A 20,048-nucleotide genomic window follows, 5' to 3' on the forward strand; every position below is an offset into this window, starting at 1 on the left:
AAATCGAGAGGCGAGCGCAAAGCGAGTGCGTCGGGGGTGTCAAGATTACGTACCGGGTCGTAACCCGACCGCTACAGTTGATAGGGAGTGCGCACCATTTGTCGCTGAGAGCCCTTTACCCATCGCAGGACTGGAAATCTGTTGGATGGCTGGCGATGATAATCACATGCCTGAATAATCAACAAAAAGGAGCGACCATGGCAGAGTGGATCAATGCGGAAGTGAAAGAAGTGAAAAACTGGACCGATGCACTGTTCAGCCTGCGCGTTACCGCGCCGATTGATACCTTTACCGCCGGGCAGTTTGCCAAACTGGCGCTGGAAATTGATGGTGAGCGCGTGCAACGCGCCTATTCGTATGTGAATGCACCGCACGATCCCTTACTGGAGTTCTATCTGGTCACGGTGCCTGAGGGTAAACTCAGCCCACGTTTGCAGGCATTGCAGCCCGGCGATCAGGTGATGGTAACCAAAGAAGCCGCCGGTTTCTTTGTACTTGATGAAATTCCCGACTGCAGCACGCTGTGGATGCTGGCTACCGGCACGGCGATCGGTCCTTATTTATCGATTCTGCAACAGGGCGAAGATTTAGATAGGTTCGATAACATTGTGCTGGTGCATGCGGCACGTTTCGCCGATGACCTGAGCTTCCTGCCGTTAATGCAGCAGCTGCAACAGCGTTATCAGGGCAAATTACATATCCAGACGGTGGTGAGTCGCGAACAGATCGCCGGTTCACTACACGGTCGTGTTCCGCAGCTGATAGAGAGCGGTGAGCTTGAACGTGCAGTGGGTTTGCCGATGACCGCTGACACCAGCCACGTGATGCTGTGTGGCAACCCGCAAATGGTGCGTGATACCCAGCAATTGCTGAAAGATACGCGTGAGATGCGTAAACATTTCAAACGCAAACCCGGGCACATGACAAGCGAGCATTACTGGTAATACGTATGCTGTGAAGAATGTCAGACTTTTCCCAGTGCGGGTTTTGACATTGATCGGTAAAAACCGTTCTAATCGTGGGCTAAGTGAATGATTTAGGGCCGAAGCAATGAAGAACCTGCCAGTCGCGCTGCTGTTTAGCCTCGCACTGACATTTCCCGCCTGGGCGGAGGATGCACCTTCGCAGGATCGCAGCGATCATCTGCCTGCTGCACCCTATTTGCTGGCGGGTGCGCCCACCTTTGATATGACCATCGCGCAATTCCGCGAGAAGTACAACGCGACGAATCCAGACCTGCCGTTGCTGGAGTATCGCGCGATAGATAATCGAGACGATAAAAGCAACCTGACGCGCGCTGCCAGCAAGATCAACGAAACGCTTTATGCTTCTACTGCGCTGGAACAGGGCACCGGGAAAATCAAGACGCTGCAAATTACCTGGCTGCCGGTTCCCGGCCCGGATATGAAAACTGCACAAGCACGCGCGATGGATTATATGACAGCATTACTGCGATTTTTCGTCCCGGGCTTGTCGCCTGCAGATGGGCGGAAAAAGCTGGATGCGCTGCTCAGCGCGGGCAAAGGCGCACGCTATTTTGCCAGTACGGAAGGCGCTTTGCGTTTCGTGGTCGCGGACAACGGTGACAAGGGATTAACCTTCGCGGTCGAGCCAATAAAACTGGCGCTTGCGACCCCTTGATCACAGCGGCAAAAATGACGAAAAGCAAAGCCAGCGACTCGTTTGATCTCTATACTGTTTGGCAGACATCGCTGCCCGATGGCAGCGCTATTTCATGAATCGCGTTATGCGGAGGAAAGAATGCGACATCCACTGGTTATGGGTAACTGGAAACTGAATGGCAGCAAGCACATGGCAGGCGAGCTGATTGAAGGTCTGCGCAAAGAGCTGTCTGGTGTTGAAGGTTGTGGCGTAGCAATCGCTCCACCAACTATCTATCTTGACCTGGCAAAACACGCCGTCTCCGGCAGCCACATTGCCCTGGGCGCGCAGAACGTAGACGTTAACCTGTCTGGTGCGTTCACCGGTGAAACCTCCGCAGAAATGCTGAAAGACGTTGGCGCGAAATACATCATCATCGGCCATTCTGAGCGTCGTACCTACCACAACGAAAGCGACGAGTTCATCGCTAAGAAATTTGCTGTGCTGAAAGCCGCTGGCCTGGTGCCAGTGCTGTGCATCGGTGAAACCGATGCAGAGAACGAAGCGGGCAAAACTGAAGAAGTGTGCGCACGCCAGATCGACGCCGTGCTGGAAACTCAGGGTGCTGCCGCGTTCGAAGGCGTGGTTATTGCTTATGAGCCAGTCTGGGCAATCGGTACCGGCAAATCAGCGACACCTGCGCAGGCACAGGCCGTGCATAAATTCATTCGTGATCATATCGCGAAGAAAGATGCGGCGATTGCTCAGCAAGTCATCATTCAGTACGGCGGTTCTGTTAACGACAAAAATGCCGCAGAGCTGTTCACTCAGCCTGACATCGATGGCGCGCTGGTTGGCGGTGCTTCACTGAAAGCCGATGCGTTCGCGGTGATCGTGAAAGCAGCTGCAGCAGCGAAAAACGCCTAAGTTTTTCGGCGTGGGATAAGGCGGCTGATAAGCCGCCTTTTTTATTGTCAGAGATCCGTACTGAGACATGTAACTCATACTGAGTAAGATGTGATGAAACAGTTCTGGAAACACACCCAGCGTGCTTATACGTTTCATTGAAGCTTTATATTGGAAGCCATGATTAATGGTTCAAAATCTGGCATTGATGATCCTGCAACTCCTCAGCAGAACCACTGTTTAGCATCAACCAATTACGCTCCAGCGCCAGCAGTGCTAAACGCCCATCCGGCAATGCCGTCAGCGCCATCCCATATTTCCCCATCTCGCTGCGCGCATCAGGCACTTCAGTCGCCAGACGGATAAAGGCACTTTGCTGCGCCAGTTCAGCCGTCGACAGTGTACGAATCAAATAGCGATGTTTGCGCAGCGTGGCTGGCTGCCACTGTTCATTTAGCCCAGGGCTCAACGCATCAAGCCGCTGGCGCACATCGGGTCGAAGACAAGATATGTGGATATGGAGCTGATTCTGCGTGCGACCATATTGCGCATTAATCGCCAGCGACAAAGCGCTGTCAGCAATCGGTGTACCACGTTTTTTCTCTAACAGACTACGTTGCTGCCAGGCATCGGCAAACAGATTGGGCGTGGTAGGTTCAAGGATTATCGGGCTTTCCATGCCGGTGATTTTCTCAATTGGCATCAGCAAATACTGCAAAGGCCCGTTAAGATCTTTCAACGTGACATAGCCCTGTGACGTATTCACCTGCTGGCAAGGGGCGGGATTGCCGCTCTTCGCAAGATTGGGCACGCACTTTTCACTGATGATCTGCCACAGCGCATTGGAGTTTTTCTGGAAGTGGAAGGCGCTGATAATCAGTCCGACAATCAGCACCAGCAGTAAAACGGTTAGCAACTTCAGGGTGCGACGACTTCCCTGCATGGCCGAATTCCTCTGTTCATCACCTGCCAGCATCCTCGCCTGCCGCCTGGGCAAAGTCACGGACTTTTACTGCTCTACAATGCAAAACGGCCAGCACAAGGCTGACCGTTTCATTTTAATGACGGTGAGATTAAGGCTTCATCACCTGGTCGTAGCTACCACCATCGGCGAAGTGCGCTTTTTGCGCTTGTGTCCAGCCACCGAACTTGCTGTCGATAGTGAACAGTTTCACCGCCGCAAAGGTGCTGGCGAACTTCTTCGCCACTTCAGGATCGCGCGGACGATAGAAGTTTTCCGCTGCAATCGTCTGGCCTTCTGGCGAGTAGAGATACTTCAGATAATCTTCGGCGACTTTACGTGTGCCCTGCTCATCTACGACTTTATCGACCACGGATACGGTAGGTTCCGCCAGAATCGATTCGCTTGGCGTGACGATTTCAAACTTGTCTTTACCCAGCTTGTTCACCGCCAGATACGCTTCGTTTTCCCAGGCAATCAGCACATCACCAATACCACGCTCTACGAAGGTGTTGGTGGCGCCACGTGCACCCGAATCCTGCACTTCTACGTTCTTGAACAGCGCCTTCACATACGCAAGCGCTTTGGCCTGGTCGCCGTTGTTCTGATCCAGTGCCCAGCCCCATGCGGCCAGATAGTTCCAGCGTGCGCCACCTGAGGTTTTCGGATTCGGCGTGATCACCGATACGCCAGGTTTAATCAAATCATTCCAATCATGGATACCCTTCGGGTTGCCCTTACGAACCAGGAACACGATGGTGGAAGTGTAAGGTGCAGAGTTATCTGGCAGACGTTTAATCCAGTTTTTATCAATACGACCACGGTCAGCAATTGCATCCACGTCAGACTGCAGCGCCAGGGTCACAACATCAGCACGAATGCCGTTGATCACAGAGGTCGCCTGCTTACCTGAACCGCCATGGGACTGGCGAATGACTACGTTATCGCCCGTTTCCTGCTTGTAGTGTGCGCTGAACGCTTTGTTGTATTGCTCATACAGCTCACGCGTTGGATCGTAAGAAACGTTTAACAGCTGGATATCCTTTGCCAAAACACTGGTGGAAGCCAGTAACAGGGTGACACCAATACTCCACTTGTTCATTGCTTGCTCTCCCGAGGTCGTTATAGAACAAGACTGACATAAACCAATCCATAGATTAAAGAATTAAAAATCAGTGTTTATAACTGGAGAGAATATAGGCAGGAATAAAAAAGGCGCGGATGATCTCGCGCCTTGATGCAGATTGATTAGTAAAGTTTTTTCGCGGTATCCAGCCAGTCGCGTTTAAACGGACGCTTCATGTTCTCAATGGCGTCGACGATGTCGTGATGCACCATCTTCTCATTCTGAATCCCGACACAACGACCGCCGTAGCCCTGCAACAGCAGTTCGATGGAGTAGGCACCCATGCGCGAAGCCAGAATACGGTCGTAAGCACATGGCGCACCGCCACGCTGAATATGACCGAGGACAGTGGCACGCGTTTCGCGTTTGGTTTCTGCTTCGATGTAATGCGCCAAATCGTCGATATCACAGATGTGTTCTGTGATGGCCACAATGGCGTGTTTTTTACCTTTCGCGATACCGGCTTTGATCTCTTCGACCAGTTCTTCACGGGTATAAGGAATTTCCGGCAGCACGATGAATTCACAACCACCGGCGATAGAAGCAGCAAGAGTCAAATCACCGCAGTAACGCCCCATCACTTCCACGATGGAGATGCGCTGATGCGAAGAAGAGGTATCGCGCAGACGGTCAATCGCTTCAACCACGGTTTCCAGTGCAGTGAAGTAACCGATGGTGTAATCGGTACCGGCAACGTCGTTATCGATGGTGCCTGGCAGACCGATGCACGGGAAGCCCATTTCGGTCAGGCGCTTAGCACCCATATAAGAACCATCACCGCCAATAACCACTAGCGCATCAATACCGCGCTTCTTCATGTTTTCGATGGCAATCTGGCGAACTTCTTCGTTACGGAAATCCGGGAAGCGCGCAGAACCAAGGAAAGTGCCGCCGCGGTTGATCATGTCAGACACGCTGTAACGGTCGAGGTTGATCATACGGTCTTCATACAATCCCAGATAGCCGTCGTAGATACCAAAAACTTCAAGGCCTTCACTCAGCGCGGAACGGACAACTCCGCGGATGGCTGCGTTCATGCCTGGGGCGTCACCGCCGCTGGTCAGTACTCCGATTTTTTTGATCATGACAACCTCTGGATTGTTCAAAACTAAGGATTATTCCTGCCTGCCGACCGGTGTAAACCCGCTCACGATCGTGCGGCTTAATAGTTGCAGATAGTATATCAAAGGCTTGATGCTGAATTGATTCAGGTCAGACAAGTTTTCGCTATTTTTTTACAGAGTTGTTAGCGTTACGTCATTTTTACAACGCAACACCATGATATTTAAACGCTAAAACTGAAAAAAACCTTGCTGATTTTCCGGCACCACCGAACAGGGATCCTGATGGATGATAACGTCCGAACCGGGAAACTTAAGCCGAAGCGCTTGCTCAATCTGATCCGCTACCTGATGCGCCTGCACCAGCGGCAAATGGTCATCCATTTCCAGATGAAGCTGAATAAAACGGGTTGGCCCGGACTGACGCGTACGCAGTGCATGGGCTCCGCGCACGCCTGGCCAATCGCTGACCAAATCGATAATCGCCTGCTTCTCTTCTTCCGGTAATGCACGGTCCAGCAAGGATTGCACCGCTTCGTAACCCATGCGCAAGGCGTTATAAAGGATGTACACCCCAATCCCCAGCGCAAAGAGTGCATCTGCCCGGACAAAACCATAGCTGCTTAATACCAATGCCACCAGGATCGCGCAGTTCATCACCACGTCAGATTGATAGTGCAGCATATCTGCGCGGATTGCCTGGCTGCGTGTCCTGCGAACCACCCAGCGCTGAAATGACACCAGCAGCAGGGTGGAAAAAAGCGCGACCACGGTAACGACAATACCTACCAGCGGCGCACGCAATATATTGGGTGAGGCCAGATGCTGGATACCGGTGAGGAATAAAAACAGTGCTGAGCCGGAAATAAACATACTTTGCGCCAGTGCGGCGAGCGACTCCGCTTTACCGTGGCCGAAGGTGTGATCAGCATCCGCAGGCTGGAGTGAATAGCGCACCACCAGTAAGTTGGTGAGCGATGCGGCGATATCCACCAGCGAATCGACCAGGGCGGCCAACATACTGACTGAGCCGGTCAGCCACCAGGCAAAAATCTTCACGATCAACAGTAATGTCGCCAGCGTCGTTGCCGCCAGTGCCGCACGGTTGACGAGTTTCGCGTAGGAGGGATCCATGCCATGCCTCATAGAAGCGTCCGCTTAGCGCAACGCCGTTAGTCACAGAATGGCTAAAGTTTATCATCGGCAGGCGTAAGCTGCGTGAATTGAATATTAAGGTGATGATGCAGCACAGGATTGGCAGATAAAAAAAACCCCCGCATCATGCGGGGGAAGACAGGGATGGTGTCTATGGCAAGGAAAACAGGGATACTATGTTACTGGTTACTGCTGGTACTACTCACTGCATGCAGCGGTGATGATGGCTGCAATCCGGAGAGCTGACGCATATCGTTAAGTCGCCGCTCATAATTCTTCTGCAATGTCGCTTGCTGTGCAGGCGTTAGCAGGTGATACATCTGGTTGCGAACCCGAGCCATCTCAACTTGCAGTTCTATCTGCGTACGGGCTTGTTTCTCTGCCTGCTGTCGGATAGCCGATTCGTTAAATTTGTCTGCAATGACAAGGTCATGCATAGTTTCAATATCCTGAACGCTCATAACCGGGCGCTCATGTCGTGCTTGCTGCATCAGGTCTCGCATCTGTTGCCGCTGTTGTTCAGTCAGCTCAATGCCATCGAACATGTGGCTTTGCGGATTTTGCGTCATACTGCCTGTCGTCAATCCGCCGTTATGATGCATCTCGTCAATCGTCGTCGTGTCTGCTGCTTCTGCGCTGGCGTGACTGAGAACCATCGCTGAGGCAATGACGACGGCGGTTAAGTAGCGCATCGTTTACTCCCAGTTCGTTCCGTTTTCGATTCAACGAGGACTAGTGTACGGCGATAGCTGCAAACATCCGTCAGGGGGTGTAAAACTACGTAAAGCGTTGGATTGCAAGTCAAGGAACACGGTATTTTGCCTGCGGAGGGCAACAAAAAATGAATAAAATCCTGTTGGTTGATGACGACCGCGAATTAACTTCGCTGCTAAAAGAACTGCTTGAGATGGAAGGTTTTGAAGTGATTGTCGCCAGCGATGGCGAGCAGGCGCTTAACCTGTTGGATAACACCGTTGACTTGTTATTACTCGACGTCATGATGCCGAAGAAGAACGGTATTGATACGTTGAAAGAACTACGACAGCAGCATCAAACGCCGGTCATTATGCTGACCGCTCGTGGTAGTGAGTTAGATCGTGTTCTCGGCCTGGAGCTGGGCGCGGATGACTATCTGCCAAAACCTTTTAATGATCGTGAACTGGTCGCGCGTATTCGGGCAATTTTGCGCCGTTCAAACTGGAGCGAACAGCAACAGCAGCATGACAACAGTTCACCAACGCTGGAAGTGGATTGTCTGCGCCTTAACCCAGGCCGTCAGGAAGCCAGCTTCGATAGCGAAACGTTGGATCTGACGGGCACCGAATTCACTCTGCTCTATTTGCTGGCACAGCATCTGGGTCAGGTGGTTTCGCGTGAACACTTGAGCCAGGAAGTGCTCGGCAAACGCCTGACACCGTTTGACCGCGCGATTGATATGCACATTTCAAACCTGCGCCGTAAATTGCCGGAACGTCGCGATGGCCACCCGTGGTTTAAAACTCTGCGCGGACGCGGCTATCTGATGGTTTCGGCATCATGATTGGAAGTTTGACCACCCGCATCTTCGCCATTTTCTGGCTCACCCTGGCACTGGTGTTGATGCTGGTTTTGATGGTGCCCAAACTCGACTCACGCCAGATGACAGCATTACTGGAAAGTGAGCAGCGGCAGGGCACCATGATTGAACAGCACGTTGAAGCTGAATTATCGCAAGATCCCCCCAACGACCTGATGTGGTGGCGCCGGCTGTTTCGCGCCATCGACAAATGGGCCCCACCCGGCCAACGCTTGTTATTAGTGACCAGCGAAGGCCGGGTGATCGGTGCACAGCATAATGAAATGCAGGTGATTCGTAACTTTATCGGTCAGTCTGATAACGCCGATCATCCGCAGAAGAAAAAGTATGGTCGTGTGGAGATGGTGGGCCCCTTTGCCGTGCAGGACGGTGAAGATAACTACCAGCTCTACTTGATCCGCCCCGCCACCAGTTCACAACTTGATTTTGTTAATCTGCTATTTGACCGTCCGTTGTTGCTGTTGATTGTCACCATGTTGATTAGCTCGCCGCTGCTGTTATGGCTGGCGTGGAGTCTGGCTCGTCCAGCTCGCAAGCTTAAACATGCTGCTGATGAAGTGGCGAGCGGTAACTTGCGCCAGCATCCTGAACTGGAATCTGGCCCACAGGAATTCCTTGCAGCAGGTTCAAGTTTCAACCAGATGGTGAGCGCGCTTGAACGCATGATGACCGCACAGCAGCGTCTTTTGTCGGACATTAGTCATGAATTACGCACACCACTGACGCGTCTGCAATTGGCCACCGCCTTGCTGCGTCGACGCAATGGCGAAGGCAAAGAGCTGCAGCGTATTGAAATGGAAGCTCAGCGGCTTGATGGCATGATTAACGACTTGCTGGTGCTTTCACGTACTCAGCATAAAAATGCATTAGTCAGTGAAGCCATGAAAGCCAACCAGCTTTGGAATGGTGTACTGGAAGATGCCAAATTCGAGGCCGAGCAGATGGGTAAAACCATGGACGTGCCTTATCCTCCTGGCCCATGGCCTCTGTACGGTAACCCGCATGCCCTGGAGAGCGCGCTGGAAAACATCGTGCGAAATGCGCTGCGTTATTCTCACACGCATATCAGCGTGAGCTTCTCGGTGGATATTCAGGGCATTACTGTTCACGTTGATGATGATGGTCCAGGCGTCAGCGCTGAAGATCGCGAGCAGATTTTCCGTCCCTTTTATCGCACTGATGAAGCACGCGACCGCGAGTCTGGTGGCACAGGTCTTGGATTGGCGATTGTGGAAACGGCCGTACAGCAGCATCGCGGTTGGGTGAAAGCCGATGACAGCCCATTAGGCGGTCTGCGGCTCACGCTATGGTTGCCGCTGTACTCCGCTCGTCAATAATTTGCTATGCTTCGGCCCTCGTTTCCGGGGGCCTTATGCTGAACATCGTTTTATTTGAACCTGAAATCCCGCCAAATACTGGCAATATCATCCGCTTGTGTGCGAATACTGGCTTCCAGTTGCATCTGATTGAGCCGCTGGGCTTTGCCTGGGATGACAAGCGTCTGCGCCGCGCCGGGCTCGATTACCACGAATACACCTCGCTAAAAAAACACGCCAGTTACGCCGCGTTTATCGAGTCTGAAGCGCCACAGCGTCTGTTTGCACTCACCACCAAAGGCACGCCTGCCCATAGTGCTGTGAGCTATCTGAAAGGGGATTATTTGATATTTGGCCCCGAGAGTCGTGGCCTGCCGGCAGAGATACTCAATGCATTACCTGCGGAGCAGAAGATCCGCATCCCGATGATGGCAGAAAGTCGCAGTATGAATCTCTCGAATGCGGTATCAGTTGTGGTGTACGAAGCGTGGCGCCAGCTTGATTATGCTGGCGCGCTGATTAAAAGCTAGATTCCGTCGCCGTATTCGAAGCCGGCGCCGGTGAAATGCTGATCCATATCCATCGACGGTTTGTCGCTGGTTGGCTTACCGACGATACGAGCTGGAACGCCTGCGGCCGTGGTATGCGGTGGCACAGGCTGTAATACCACTGAACCGGCGCCAATTTTCGCGCCGCGTCCCACTTCGATATTGCCCAGAATTTTAGCACCCGCGCCAATCATCACCCCTTCGCGGATTTTCGGATGGCGATCGCCGCTGGTTTTACCGGTCCCGCCCAGCGTGACCGATTGCAGAATCGATACGTCGTTTTCAATCACTGCCGTTTCACCGATCACGATGCCTGTGGCATGGTCAAGCATGATGCCGCGACCAATACGTGCAGCGGGGTGGATATCCACGGCGAAGGAGACGGAGACTTCATTCTGCAGGTAGACAGCCAGCGCACGGCGGCCCTCTTTCCACAACCAGTGGCCGATGCGATAAGCCTGCAGCGCGTGGAAGCCTTTCAGGTACAGCAATGGGGTTGAGTATTTATCGACAGCCGGATCGCGCAGGCGCACCGCCTGAATATCGTAGGCCGCAGAGACAATCATCTCTGGATCTTCGCGATAGGCTTCCTCAACGATTTCACGTACCGCAATGGCCGGCATAATCGGATTGGCGAGTTTGTTCGCCAGCATATAGCTCAGTGCGCTGCCAAGATTTTCGTGCTTGAGCAAAGTCGCGTGATAAAAACTGGCCAGCATGGGTTCACAATCAGCCAGCGCTCTGGCTTCAGCTTTGATGTTGTTCCAGACCAGTTCTAACTCTTCTGACGACATTGCTCTGTGCTCCCGATAAAAAAAGCGCCTGAGAGGCGCTGCAGGTGATTTAGCTGAGCATCCTGCTTCAGCTTTGGCTGTTTTCGTCCTTCCTTGAACGACCAAGTAAACTCAATGCTGCCTCTCGCGCCGATTTTTCGCAATACAGTACCTGATAAATCTGCTCGGTTATCGGCATTTCAACACCCACTCGTGCAGCCAATGCTTTGACTTCTTTGGTGTTTCGGTAACCTTCTACAACTTGTCCGATAATGCGTTGCGCCTCATCAACGCTCTCGCCTTGTCCCAGCATCATGCCAAAACGACGATTGCGGGATTGATTATCGGTACAGGTCAGCACTAAATCGCCTAGCCCCGCCATGCCCATAAAGGTGGTCGGGTCGGCGCCCAGTGCAGCACCCAGGCGACTCATCTCTGTTAATCCACGGGTGATTAAGGCAGTGCGTGCGTTGGCACCAAAACCAATACCATCGGAAATGCCGGCACCAATCGCAATCACGTTTTTCACCGCACCACCCAGTTGCACACCGATGAAGTCCGGATTGTTATAAACGCGGAAGCTTTTACCACAGTGCAGTTTTTGCTGCAGATCTTCAGCGAACTGTGCATCAGTGGCAGCCAGCGCTATCGCTGTGGGCATGCCCGCTGCAAGCTCTTTCGCGAAGGTTGGGCCGGAAACCACGGCTAATGGGATTTGATCGCCGAGGATTTCACGCGCAACATCCTGTAAAAGACGACCAGTCTCTTTTTCCAGACCTTTGGTTGCCCAGACAATACGTGAGTCTGCACGCAGATGCGGCTTCAGTTGGGTGAGAACATCACCAAACACGTGGCTTGGCACCACCACCAACAGATCGCGGCTGGCACTCACCACTGTTGCCAAATCGGCTTCAGGAACAAGATTGTCAGGGAAAGGTACATCAGGTAGGAAAGCGGCATTACATCGGTCAGCCTGGAGCTGCGCCACGCTTTGCGGATTGTGGCCCCAGAGCAGAACTGGATGGCCGTTACGGGCCAGCGTAATGGCCAATGCGGTGCCGTACGAGCCGGCACCGATGACGCTAATCGAAGCGTTAAGTGTAGTCATCAGGCATCCTGACGTGGCGCTTCGCCTTCACCTTGCTGCTGCAGATAGTTCATGAACAGGGCATCAAAGTTAACTGGCGCCAGATTGAGCTGCGGGAAAGTACCACGAGACACGAGGCTGGTGATGCATTCACGTGCATACGGGAACAGAATGTTCGGGCAGTATGCACCGAGGCAATGCGCCATCTGCGTGCCTTCGATACCACCGATAGTGAAGATACCCGCCTGCTGAACTTCGCATAGGAATGCAGTGTCTTCGCCAACGGTTGCTGTCACGGTAACGCGCAGAACAACTTCATAAACTTCATCAGCCAGCTGAGATGAAGCGGTGTCCAGATCCAGTTTGACTTCCGGTTCCCACTCTTTCTGGAAAACCTGAGGTGCGTTTGGCGCTTCATAGGAAACGTCTTTGGTGTACACACGTTGAATCTGGAACTGCATTTCGTTAGTGGTATGTTCTGACATGTTACTAAATCCTGTGAGTTAAATTGTCTGACCGAAAAATTATGCCTGGAGTAAGGGATCCAGTCCCTGACGCCCATCCAGCGCGTAAAGATCGTCACAGCCGCCAATGTGCTGTGCATCAATAAAAATCTGTGGAACTGTCGTACGGCCGCTACGCTGAATCATCTCTTCCCGTTTCGCCGTGTTCCCATCAATGGGAATCTCCTGGAACGATACGCCTTTCTGATCCAATAACGCTTTTGCCCGGTGGCAATAAGGGCATGTAACTTTGGTGTAAATCTCAACATTAGCCATGCAGTTACCTCTGAGAATTATTTACCGCGTACCAGTGGCAGATTCTCACCACTCCAGCCACTCACGCCATCTTTCAGCACGGAGACTTTTTCAAAACCTTCAGCGCTCAATTTAGCGGCTGATTCACCCGCACTCTGGCCGGTGGCGCATACCACAATTATGGGCTGCGACTTATGCTTTTCCAGTTCGGCAAAGCTACCTTTTTTAATATCAGCCGCTGCAATGTTCACCGCACCTGAAATGTGTCCTTTGCGATAATCATCGCGCGAACGCACGTCTACAACCACCGCATCCTCTTTGTTAATCAGGTGGGTTGCTTCGCCACGGCTGATCGTTTTTACCTTAGAGAACATTCCTTTAACGGTGGTCACAATCACCAGAACGAGTAAAACAACCCATGCCAGACTAAGGATGGTGTGATTGCTTGCAAACTGCATAATTTCTTGCATGAGGGGTAACGACTCCAGACCGGGCTAATAAGCTAAAACAAGGGTTCTGAGTATACCTGCGCCACTTAGCATGTACAGTCGCGAAGCGGGCAGAGTTACGATTTGTGCGTCATTTTCCAAAAAAAGTGTTCTAATCGCAAAATTGAGTCAAGGTTTACGCCGGTAAGCTCGGCACCGACATCTTTCGTAAAGCAAAACCCGCCCGGGATAACTGGTAAGCGGCTGTTCATCGTGGAATAATTATCGACTATGAAGGGAAAAGCGACCGTTACACACACAAGGACCCGTTACAACGGCCCAGCGCATCCGTTGTCATTTCGCTGGTCCGAAATCTCCCTGAGCTTGCTCTGCGCGGGCGTGCTGCTATTGCCCGTTTATGCACACAGCGCGGATGACAGCAAAACCCAGCTCAAGTCCATCCAGCAGGATATTGCTGATAAAGAGAAAAGCGTTAAAGCGCAGAAATTACAGCGCAGCAAGCTTCTCGATCAACTGCAAAGCCAGGAAAAAGTGATTGCGCAAGCCAGCCGACAATTACGGGAAACGCGCAACAGCTTGACCGCACTCAACGGCGAAATCACGCAAATTACCACCTCGATCTCTCGTCTGGAAAAACAGCAGGCGCAGCAGGAAAAACTGCTGGCTCAGCAATTGGATGCGGCCTTCCGACAAGGTCAGCATAATGGATTGCAGCTACTGCTGGGCGGGGAAGAAGCCCAGCGCAGTGAGCGCATTCTTGCCTATTTCGGCTATCTTAATGCTGCACGTCAGAAAAACATCGATGATCTCAAACAAACTCAGCAGCAGCTGGCTGAGCAGCGTCAGGCGTTGCAAGGTAAACAGGAACAACAAAAATCCCTGTTAGCCCAGCAGCAGTCGCAGCAGGCCAAACTGGAAACCGCCAGTGCGGCACGTAAGAAAACCCTGACGGTACTGGAAAGCTCACTGGAGAAAGATCAGGCCGATTTGGTTGAGATGCGGGAAAACGAAAGCCGCCTGCAGGATAAAATTGCTAAAGCCGAGCGTGAGGCGCGTGAGCGTGCTGAGCGCGAAGCACGTGAGGCGGAAAAAGTTCGCCAGCGTCAGGCACAGGCGAAAGCCAAAGGATCAAGTTATCAACCCACACAAAGCGAACGTGAGTTGATGGCACGTACCGGTGGCCTCGGCAAGCCGGGTGGGCAAGCTGTATGGCCGGTGAACGGACGTATTGAACACCGCTTCGGTGAATCCATGCAAGGTGAACTGCGCTGGAAAGGTCTGGTGATTGATGCACCAGAAGGCACCGAAGTGAAAGCCATCGCCGATGGACGCGTACTAATGGCCGACTGGCTGCAAGGCTACGGTCTGGTTGTGGTATTGGAACATGGTAAAGGCGACATGAGTCTTTATGGCTACAACCAAAGTGCGCTGGTGAGCGTCGGTACTCAGGTGAAGGCAGGACAGCCTATCGCCCTTGTAGGTACCAGTGGCGGCCGCGGCACGCCTTCGCTCTACTTTGAAATCCGACGTCAGGGACAGGCCGTCAATCCACTACCGTGGTTAGGAAGATAAGTGTTGTTTCAGCCTCAAAAGCTCTCAATCGCGCTCTGCGCACTGTTTTTCACACTTTCGGCTCAGGCAGGCAAACTCTCAATTGTGATCGATGACTTCGGTTATCGTCCGGTTGAAGAGAATAAAGTGCTGCAAATGCCCGCCGCGATTTCGGTCGCTGTGCTGCCAAATGCGCCTCATGCTCGCGAGATGGCAACCAAAGCGCATCAGGGCGGCCATGAGGTGTTAATTCACTTGCCAATGGCACCGCTCAGTAAGCAACCGCTGGAAAAAGATACCTTAACCCCAGAGATGAGCAGCGAAGAGATCGCACGCATCGTTCGGGATGCCTCCGGTAAAGTGCCCTTCGCTGTGGGGTTGAACAACCATATGGGCAGCAAAATGACGTCCAGCCTGCCCGGCATGCAGAAAGTGATGCAGGTGCTGAATCAGTATAATTACTACTTTCTCGATAGCATGACGATCGGCAATAGCCAGTCCATTCCGGCGGCACAGGGTACGCATGTTAAAGTGCTGAAACGTCGCGTATTTCTTGATGACAGCCAGAATGAATCTGCCATCCGTGAACAGTTTACGCGAGCGGTGAAACTGGCCCAGCGCGACGGTTATGCCATTGCGATTGGCCATCCGCACCCCACCACCGTTCGTGTGCTGCAACAGATGCTGCCATCACTGCCGGGCGATATTACGCTCGTCCGTCCGAGTCAGTTGCTGAATGAGCCTGTGCATCAGGGTAAAACTCCGCCGACATCCGATAAATCTCCGGCGCCGAAGTTCCGTGCTCCGGGAGTGTGTAAGGCCGGTAAAGCATTGCCGCCTGTGCCGCAGAGCAGAGCCGTTAATGTATTCATTGATAGCATTCAAGAAAGTTCTACGATCAAGGGTTTGAGAAGGCTTTTCTAAGCATTGAAGATAATTGCATGATAAAAAATACGGACCTTAAAAGGTCCGCATTTTTTCGATATCATAACGAAATTATTCTAAACGCATGGTGTCAAACCGTCAGTTTCTAAAGGTAACCCATTGCAATGAAAAAGATCTGGAAAATAAAAGCCATCAACAAAGTGCTCAGCATCCACGCCAGATTGAGCCAAATTGATAAAGATAAAACTCCACTGAATTCAAACCTGGAGTTCTCACGCATTGTAATTTTTTCAACCACCGCTCTCGGTGATTTGTTATTCAATACGCCAGCCATTAACTCAATAAAACGACGTTTCCCTGATGCAAAAATCATGTTGGTATCAAGTGATAAAAACCGTGAATTGGTACAAAAAAGTGAATGGTTTGATGAAGTAGTCATATGGGATAATAAAATAGTACATTCCCATCGCGTGATTAGGAGAATGAGAAAATTTAAACCTGATATGACGGTATTACTACACTCTACTTTGGGTTATGACATCCTGTGCGCGCGTCTATCTGGATCAAAATATATAATCAGAGATAACTTCAGAAGTGACAAAACTGTTTTTAATCACTGGTTAGATCATTACTCATCGGCGACGGATGTTCACATCATTCAACGTAAACTTGATCTGATTAGTATTCTCGGATGTGATGCCTCAGATATCAAGATGCAATTCCCCATTCCAGTTAACTCTATAGCGCGCGAAAACTATCGACCTGTAATCGGCTTTCAAATGGGGGCATCTGGAAAAAACCGTTGCTGGCCAGTTAAACACTTTACGCAATTAGCAGAGCGTATTTTAGATAATCACAAAGATGCAAAGATAATATTAACTGGCGCCCCCCAGGATGGGGCTATTGAAAAATCGTTCTACGAGTTACTGAAAAAAGAATACCACTCAAGAGTTGAGTCTTACATTGGTAAAACTCGTTTACCTGAACTCTTACAGATAATTAAAAATCTTGATGTATTGATTACGGGTGACACCGGGCCACTGCATATTGCTATCACTGCAGAAACTCCGACAGTAAGTCTTTATGTTAGTGCTAATCCAAGACATACAGGACCTTATCAAGATTTGCACATTCATCAGACTATCAGAATTGAACCCGAACCTAACGATGATCCACATTATCCATTAAGAAAAATAAGCGTTGAGCAGGTTTATGACGCGATAATCAAAATTATTTGAATCTAAAATCATACTACCAGACAGCAAATTGTCTGGTAGTGATTTTTATCTAAGCCTTACGGGATGAAAAGACTATTGCTAATGGCAACCAGAACAATACCCACGTTTCTCCAGGCCCGCCAATTACAAACATCCCCTGAGTAACAAAAAACATAAGGGAGAATAGATAAATCGAAGCTTCAAGCCCCATGCCTTGATGATATTTTTTATAGGCTTGATATAAGCCTGCCATGATGAGTGAAAACATAAATAATACACCCACCACACCACCTTTTAAGAAAGCTGATATATAAATACTGTGGGTAGTGATGACATGTTGACCGATACTATTTACAAATGTCAGTTGCTTATCAAACCCCCAACCGAAATAGGGATGAACAAGTGCATCTGAAATCGCATGATGCCAAATTCCAAATCTGATAAAGCTCTGCGCATAAGAAGAGACAATCCGTTCGTAAAACTCACTGCCATAATCGGTAAAGTAGAAAAACAGAGAAATTGTAGCAATTGAAATTAAAATATAAATAACATGTCGAAGATGAACATGTTTATATTTAGCAAGCAAAACAACAAGAGACACCAGTAAAGCTAATAACGGGCCTCGACTTTGCGTCAAAACCAAGCCAATAAATAACAATGATGCAGGCAGATAAATCCAATGCCTGCCCGACTCACGGGCAATAATCAATGCACTTAAAATCCCAAGAGCAAAGTACCCACCAAGATCGATGACATTCTTAGGTGCGCCAAAAAAACCGTTTTCTAGTCTATTAGTCATTATAGTGTTCTTGTCTACTAACATGAATGTCAAAATAAGAACAATAAAACACCCTGAAAAAATAAAACTATAGACCTTTAATGATCCATAACGCTTTATACAGAAATCAAACATGTACACAAAAAACAGAAGGTAAACAGTATGTTTTAAGGTTGATACAATATTTATCGGAACATTTGTCCATAAGTTTGTAACACTGTAATAAATGAGGAATAGTGCAACAACTCCCATCGACTTCCAGGGATACGACTCGGGAAAACTAAATTTTTTTCGCTGGATAAACCAAAACATCATCATCGTTGCAATTGACAGATGAAATAAATTGCTTACTTTTCCAACACCTGTAAATATGGTCATAAGAAGTAAAAATGCCATAAAAGAAACAGATGAAATAACTTCTAAACTTTCACTTTTTTTTAAAAATGACATCTGGCGTCGCCTTCTCGAAAACTTCCTCAGTCAGTCCACTATCCATGGACAAATTGTAAACTTTTATTCCTGCATGGTTAAGTTCGCTGCTAGCATTCAAGAACGCGGGTCTTATCACATGAGTAAAATTTTCCTCTAAAAAGCTTTTCTGCTTATTATTTTCATTTTCATAAAAACGCGGGGATGAAAAATTATTCATATCAACCCCTGCTAACAGTATCCGATTTGAACTGAGCCATACAGCTATTTGCAAAGCCCAATAGGCCACTGTTCCTGCGTCAAAAATTCCCTTCCGGATATCCCATGAGAAGCCTGATAATGGATTAGTTGGATATATTGACAGCCCTTGGTTATCATTGAAATTTAGAGCATATTCAGCCGGTGCTACATATTTTCTATATACTTTATAACTAAGATCTTCAATAATAGCCAATCGACATTTTATCTTATGAACGTCTACGTAATTCAACATATCATTGAGGCAATGAACTGTTGTAAAAAGAGTCAATTCAGGGTCGTTCAGTACCTTTCCGACTATATCAAAACGTTTTTCAACAAAACCGCGGTCTACAATAACATAATATGAAAATGCTACTTTATCTCGTAGGTGATAAGCCCCATTAACACCAATAAATGTAGTTTTTGAAAGTAATTCAAAATCCAGATAATTGACTGATGGACCGGTAGCTAATATTGTAATATCATTGACAACGGCTTTATGTAATGAATTTAATTTTTCAATTTTTATTTCATTTTTTCGCCAGACCAGCCGTTCAATATGGTCTTCTTGCCCACGTTGAATCGTAATATGAGGCCAAAAATTTTCATTGTGCCGATAAGCTCGTTCATGGGTATAACGATAGATTTGTTTATGTATTGATCCCATTCAGAGCAATTCCCGTAATTTTTCCATTACGCACACGGCGGATATAGTCTGCATCGAGCCACCCGCACCGCGCAACTCATGCTGATTCTTACCATAACCCCCAATCAAACCCGGATCGGTCGGGCCAAACAGCGTTATATTCGGGCGATCCAGCGCGGCGGTCAGATGACTCAAACCGGTATCGACTGAAACAACAGCGCGCGCGCCCGCCAATTGCTGTGCCACCTGCTCCAGGGTTAATTTTGGCAGGACCTCTACGTGGTCAAAACCTTCAGCCATTCTTAATGCACGCTGATGCTCATGCTCGGCGCCCCACGGCAGTTTCACCCGCAGGCCGGTAGGCTGCACCAGTTCAATCAGTTCGCGCCAGTGTGACTCAGGCCAATGCTTGTTATCGCGCGTGGTGGCATGCAGAAATACCAAATACTCATTTGCATCGCTGGGCAGCGCGGAGAGGAAATGGCCGGCAATCGCATAATCACCCTGGGTCTCCGGTTTCGCGTAACCCAGGCTTTTAGCAAATAACTCACGTGTACGTTCTACCGCATGTTGCTGTTTGTTGATTTCATGGCGTTTGTCATACCACCAGCTGGCGAAGGGTTCCCGCGCGCTGCGACTGTCTTGTCCATGCTTTACGCCTTTAGCCAGGCGCGTCACCAGCGCGGCGCTTTTGATTAACCCTTGCGCATCGATCACCACATCATACTGGCGCGATTGCAGGTCGCGTTTAAATAGAACGCGCTCTTCACGCTGCTGGCTACCAAACCAATGTTTACGCCAGCGACGAATCGCTACCGGCAAAACTTTATCCACAGCCGGATGCCAACTGGGGATCTGAGCAAAATTCTCTTCGACGGCCCAATCAAAACGGATGCCGGGAATAGCCTGCATCGCATCTGTGAGCGCCGGTAACGTGTGCAGCACGTCCCCCATGGAGGAGGTTTTTACAATCAAAACGTGCAT

22 protein-coding genes are annotated in these 20,048 nt (G+C 50.0%); 9 read left to right on the forward strand and 13 right to left on the reverse strand.

Annotation, left to right across the window (positions count from 1 at the left end; all coding sequences use genetic code 11):
• Nucleotides 1–197 precede the first annotated feature (197 nt).
• The 3 genes from fpr (at nucleotide 198) to tpiA (ending at nucleotide 2,529) form a co-directional block, all read left to right on the forward strand.
• On the forward strand, nucleotides 198–944 hold the full coding sequence (gene fpr, locus LBW88_RS23820) for a ferredoxin--NADP(+) reductase (RefSeq protein ID WP_224934982.1): 747 nt from the start codon (nucleotides 198–200) through the stop codon (nucleotides 942–944).
• A gap of 106 nt (nucleotides 945–1,050) precedes the next feature.
• Nucleotides 1,051–1,641, forward strand: coding sequence for a YiiQ family protein (locus LBW88_RS23825; protein WP_224934984.1), 591 nt, complete (start codon nucleotides 1,051–1,053; stop codon nucleotides 1,639–1,641).
• 120 nt (nucleotides 1,642–1,761) lie between these two features.
• A complete protein-coding gene (gene tpiA / locus LBW88_RS23830) occupies nucleotides 1,762–2,529 on the forward strand; it encodes a triose-phosphate isomerase (protein WP_224934986.1) in 768 nt (255 codons plus the stop codon).
• A 163-nt stretch (nucleotides 2,530–2,692) separates the two neighbouring features.
• Here tpiA and LBW88_RS23835 read toward each other — a convergent pair whose 3' ends face one another.
• From LBW88_RS23835 to cpxP, 5 genes are all read right to left on the reverse strand, one after another.
• Nucleotides 2,693–3,451 carry a CDP-diacylglycerol diphosphatase gene (locus LBW88_RS23835; RefSeq protein ID WP_224934988.1) on the reverse strand — a complete coding sequence of 253 codons (759 nt, stop codon included), beginning with the start codon at nucleotides 3,449–3,451 and terminating at the stop codon, nucleotides 2,693–2,695.
• Nucleotides 3,452–3,581: 130 nt separating this feature from the next.
• Entirely contained in the window at nucleotides 3,582–4,571 is a 990-nt protein-coding gene (locus LBW88_RS23840) for a sulfate ABC transporter substrate-binding protein (RefSeq protein ID WP_224934990.1), read from the reverse strand.
• A 146-nt stretch (nucleotides 4,572–4,717) separates the two neighbouring features.
• Entirely contained in the window at nucleotides 4,718–5,680 is a 963-nt protein-coding gene (pfkA, locus tag LBW88_RS23845) for a 6-phosphofructokinase (protein ID WP_100701998.1), read from the reverse strand.
• A gap of 207 nt (nucleotides 5,681–5,887) precedes the next feature.
• Nucleotides 5,888–6,790 carry a CDF family cation-efflux transporter FieF gene (gene fieF / locus LBW88_RS23850; RefSeq protein ID WP_224934993.1) on the reverse strand — a complete coding sequence of 301 codons (903 nt, stop codon included), beginning with the start codon at nucleotides 6,788–6,790 and terminating at the stop codon, nucleotides 5,888–5,890.
• Nucleotides 6,791–6,990: 200 nt separating this feature from the next.
• Nucleotides 6,991–7,503, reverse strand: coding sequence for a cell-envelope stress modulator CpxP (gene cpxP / locus LBW88_RS23855; protein WP_224934995.1), 513 nt, complete (start codon nucleotides 7,501–7,503; stop codon nucleotides 6,991–6,993).
• Nucleotides 7,504–7,652: 149 nt separating this feature from the next.
• Between cpxP and cpxR the strand changes: the two genes are divergently transcribed.
• Genes cpxR through trmL form a run of 3 tightly spaced genes read left to right on the forward strand, consistent with a single transcriptional unit; the run spans nucleotide 7,653 to nucleotide 10,233 of the window.
• Nucleotides 7,653–8,351, forward strand: coding sequence for an envelope stress response regulator transcription factor CpxR (gene cpxR / locus LBW88_RS23860; protein ID WP_007885339.1), 699 nt, complete (start codon nucleotides 7,653–7,655; stop codon nucleotides 8,349–8,351).
• Nucleotides 8,348–9,724: an envelope stress sensor histidine kinase CpxA gene (cpxA, locus tag LBW88_RS23865; RefSeq protein ID WP_224934997.1), complete on the forward strand. Its 1,377-nt coding sequence runs from the start codon at nucleotides 8,348–8,350 to the stop codon at nucleotides 9,722–9,724. The genes cpxR and cpxA overlap by 4 nt, the downstream gene beginning before the upstream one ends.
• A gap of 35 nt (nucleotides 9,725–9,759) precedes the next feature.
• On the forward strand, nucleotides 9,760–10,233 hold the full coding sequence (trmL, locus tag LBW88_RS23870; protein WP_224934999.1) for a tRNA (uridine(34)/cytosine(34)/5-carboxymethylaminomethyluridine(34)-2'-O)-methyltransferase TrmL: 474 nt from the start codon (nucleotides 9,760–9,762) through the stop codon (nucleotides 10,231–10,233).
• Here the strand turns inward: trmL and cysE are convergent.
• From cysE to LBW88_RS23895, 5 genes are all read right to left on the reverse strand, one after another.
• Nucleotides 10,230–11,045 (reverse strand): serine O-acetyltransferase, encoded by an 816-nt coding sequence (cysE, locus tag LBW88_RS23875; protein WP_100702003.1) that lies wholly within the window; start codon nucleotides 11,043–11,045, stop codon nucleotides 10,230–10,232. The genes trmL and cysE overlap by 4 nt on opposite strands.
• 67 nt (nucleotides 11,046–11,112) lie before the next feature.
• Nucleotides 11,113–12,132: an NAD(P)H-dependent glycerol-3-phosphate dehydrogenase gene (gene gpsA, locus LBW88_RS23880; protein ID WP_224935001.1), complete on the reverse strand. Its 1,020-nt coding sequence runs from the start codon at nucleotides 12,130–12,132 to the stop codon at nucleotides 11,113–11,115.
• Nucleotides 12,132–12,596, reverse strand: coding sequence for a protein-export chaperone SecB (gene secB / locus LBW88_RS23885; RefSeq protein ID WP_224935003.1), 465 nt, complete (start codon nucleotides 12,594–12,596; stop codon nucleotides 12,132–12,134). Before secB ends, gpsA begins: the two co-directional genes overlap by 1 nt.
• Nucleotides 12,597–12,635: 39 nt before the next feature.
• Nucleotides 12,636–12,890, reverse strand: a complete 255-nt coding sequence (grxC, locus tag LBW88_RS23890) for a glutaredoxin 3 (protein WP_224935005.1) — start codon at nucleotides 12,888–12,890, stop codon at nucleotides 12,636–12,638.
• Nucleotides 12,891–12,907: 17 nt separating this feature from the next.
• On the reverse strand, nucleotides 12,908–13,339 hold the full coding sequence (locus LBW88_RS23895; RefSeq protein WP_034823789.1) for a rhodanese-like domain-containing protein: 432 nt from the start codon (nucleotides 13,337–13,339) through the stop codon (nucleotides 12,908–12,910).
• A gap of 249 nt (nucleotides 13,340–13,588) precedes the next feature.
• Between LBW88_RS23895 and envC the strand changes: the two genes are divergently transcribed.
• The 3 genes from envC to LBW88_RS23910 all read left to right on the forward strand — a co-directional run bounded on the left by envC (nucleotide 13,589) and on the right by LBW88_RS23910 (nucleotide 16,992).
• Nucleotides 13,589–14,890, forward strand: a complete 1,302-nt coding sequence (gene envC / locus LBW88_RS23900; RefSeq protein ID WP_224935007.1) for a murein hydrolase activator EnvC — start codon at nucleotides 13,589–13,591, stop codon at nucleotides 14,888–14,890.
• Nucleotides 14,891–14,893: 3 nt separating this feature from the next.
• Nucleotides 14,894–15,793 (forward strand): divergent polysaccharide deacetylase family protein, encoded by a 900-nt coding sequence (locus tag LBW88_RS23905; RefSeq protein WP_224935131.1) that lies wholly within the window; start codon nucleotides 14,894–14,896, stop codon nucleotides 15,791–15,793.
• A gap of 125 nt (nucleotides 15,794–15,918) precedes the next feature.
• Nucleotides 15,919–16,992 carry a glycosyltransferase family 9 protein gene (locus LBW88_RS23910; protein WP_224935009.1) on the forward strand — a complete coding sequence of 358 codons (1,074 nt, stop codon included), beginning with the start codon at nucleotides 15,919–15,921 and terminating at the stop codon, nucleotides 16,990–16,992.
• Between the two features lie 49 nt (nucleotides 16,993–17,041).
• Here LBW88_RS23910 and LBW88_RS23915 read toward each other — a convergent pair whose 3' ends face one another.
• Genes LBW88_RS23915 through rfaC form a run of 3 tightly spaced genes read right to left on the reverse strand, consistent with a single transcriptional unit; the run spans nucleotide 17,042 to nucleotide 20,048 of the window.
• Nucleotides 17,042–18,199: an O-antigen ligase family protein gene (locus LBW88_RS23915; protein WP_224935010.1), complete on the reverse strand. Its 1,158-nt coding sequence runs from the start codon at nucleotides 18,197–18,199 to the stop codon at nucleotides 17,042–17,044.
• Nucleotides 18,177–19,085: a sugar glycosyltransferase gene (locus LBW88_RS23920; RefSeq protein WP_224935012.1), complete on the reverse strand. Its 909-nt coding sequence runs from the start codon at nucleotides 19,083–19,085 to the stop codon at nucleotides 18,177–18,179. The genes LBW88_RS23915 and LBW88_RS23920 overlap by 23 nt, the downstream gene beginning before the upstream one ends.
• Nucleotides 19,086–20,048, reverse strand: a complete 963-nt coding sequence (gene rfaC / locus LBW88_RS23925; protein WP_224935014.1) for a lipopolysaccharide heptosyltransferase RfaC — start codon at nucleotides 20,046–20,048, stop codon at nucleotides 19,086–19,088.

Source organism: Pantoea sp. alder81 (genome assembly GCF_020179835.1).
Taxonomy (GTDB): Bacteria; Pseudomonadota; Gammaproteobacteria; order Enterobacterales; family Enterobacteriaceae; genus Pantoea.

What these genes read in the sequence shown, in the direction of transcription:
- cpxP (WP_224934995.1), bottom strand. Translation starts at nt 7,503, where the DNA reads ATGCGCTACTTAACCGCCGTCGTCATTGCCTCAGCGATGGTTCTCAGT.
- LBW88_RS23915 (WP_224935010.1), bottom strand. Translation starts at nt 18,199, where the DNA reads ATGTCATTTTTAAAAAAAAGTGAAAGTTTAGAAGTTATTTCATCTGTT.
- LBW88_RS23920 (WP_224935012.1), bottom strand. Translation starts at nt 19,085, where the DNA reads ATGGGATCAATACATAAACAAATCTATCGTTATACCCATGAACGAGCT.
- cpxA (WP_224934997.1), top strand. Translation starts at nt 8,348, where the DNA reads ATGATTGGAAGTTTGACCACCCGCATCTTCGCCATTTTCTGGCTCACC.
- secB (WP_224935003.1), bottom strand. Translation starts at nt 12,596, where the DNA reads ATGTCAGAACATACCACTAACGAAATGCAGTTCCAGATTCAACGTGTG.
- fpr (WP_224934982.1), top strand. Translation starts at nt 198, where the DNA reads ATGGCAGAGTGGATCAATGCGGAAGTGAAAGAAGTGAAAAACTGGACC.
- rfaC (WP_224935014.1), bottom strand. Translation starts at nt 20,048, where the DNA reads ATGCACGTTTTGATTGTAAAAACCTCCTCCATGGGGGACGTGCTGCAC.
- cysE (WP_100702003.1), bottom strand. Translation starts at nt 11,045, where the DNA reads ATGTCGTCAGAAGAGTTAGAACTGGTCTGGAACAACATCAAAGCTGAA.
- LBW88_RS23835 (WP_224934988.1), bottom strand. Translation starts at nt 3,451, where the DNA reads ATGCAGGGAAGTCGTCGCACCCTGAAGTTGCTAACCGTTTTACTGCTG.
- LBW88_RS23825 (WP_224934984.1), top strand. Translation starts at nt 1,051, where the DNA reads ATGAAGAACCTGCCAGTCGCGCTGCTGTTTAGCCTCGCACTGACATTT.
- tpiA (WP_224934986.1), top strand. Translation starts at nt 1,762, where the DNA reads ATGCGACATCCACTGGTTATGGGTAACTGGAAACTGAATGGCAGCAAG.
- LBW88_RS23840 (WP_224934990.1), bottom strand. Translation starts at nt 4,571, where the DNA reads ATGAACAAGTGGAGTATTGGTGTCACCCTGTTACTGGCTTCCACCAGT.
- trmL (WP_224934999.1), top strand. Translation starts at nt 9,760, where the DNA reads ATGCTGAACATCGTTTTATTTGAACCTGAAATCCCGCCAAATACTGGC.
- LBW88_RS23910 (WP_224935009.1), top strand. Translation starts at nt 15,919, where the DNA reads ATGAAAAAGATCTGGAAAATAAAAGCCATCAACAAAGTGCTCAGCATC.
- cpxR (WP_007885339.1), top strand. Translation starts at nt 7,653, where the DNA reads ATGAATAAAATCCTGTTGGTTGATGACGACCGCGAATTAACTTCGCTG.
- gpsA (WP_224935001.1), bottom strand. Translation starts at nt 12,132, where the DNA reads ATGACTACACTTAACGCTTCGATTAGCGTCATCGGTGCCGGCTCGTAC.
- fieF (WP_224934993.1), bottom strand. Translation starts at nt 6,790, where the DNA reads ATGGATCCCTCCTACGCGAAACTCGTCAACCGTGCGGCACTGGCGGCA.
- LBW88_RS23895 (WP_034823789.1), bottom strand. Translation starts at nt 13,339, where the DNA reads ATGCAAGAAATTATGCAGTTTGCAAGCAATCACACCATCCTTAGTCTG.
- grxC (WP_224935005.1), bottom strand. Translation starts at nt 12,890, where the DNA reads ATGGCTAATGTTGAGATTTACACCAAAGTTACATGCCCTTATTGCCAC.
- pfkA (WP_100701998.1), bottom strand. Translation starts at nt 5,680, where the DNA reads ATGATCAAAAAAATCGGAGTACTGACCAGCGGCGGTGACGCCCCAGGC.
- envC (WP_224935007.1), top strand. Translation starts at nt 13,589, where the DNA reads ATGAAGGGAAAAGCGACCGTTACACACACAAGGACCCGTTACAACGGC.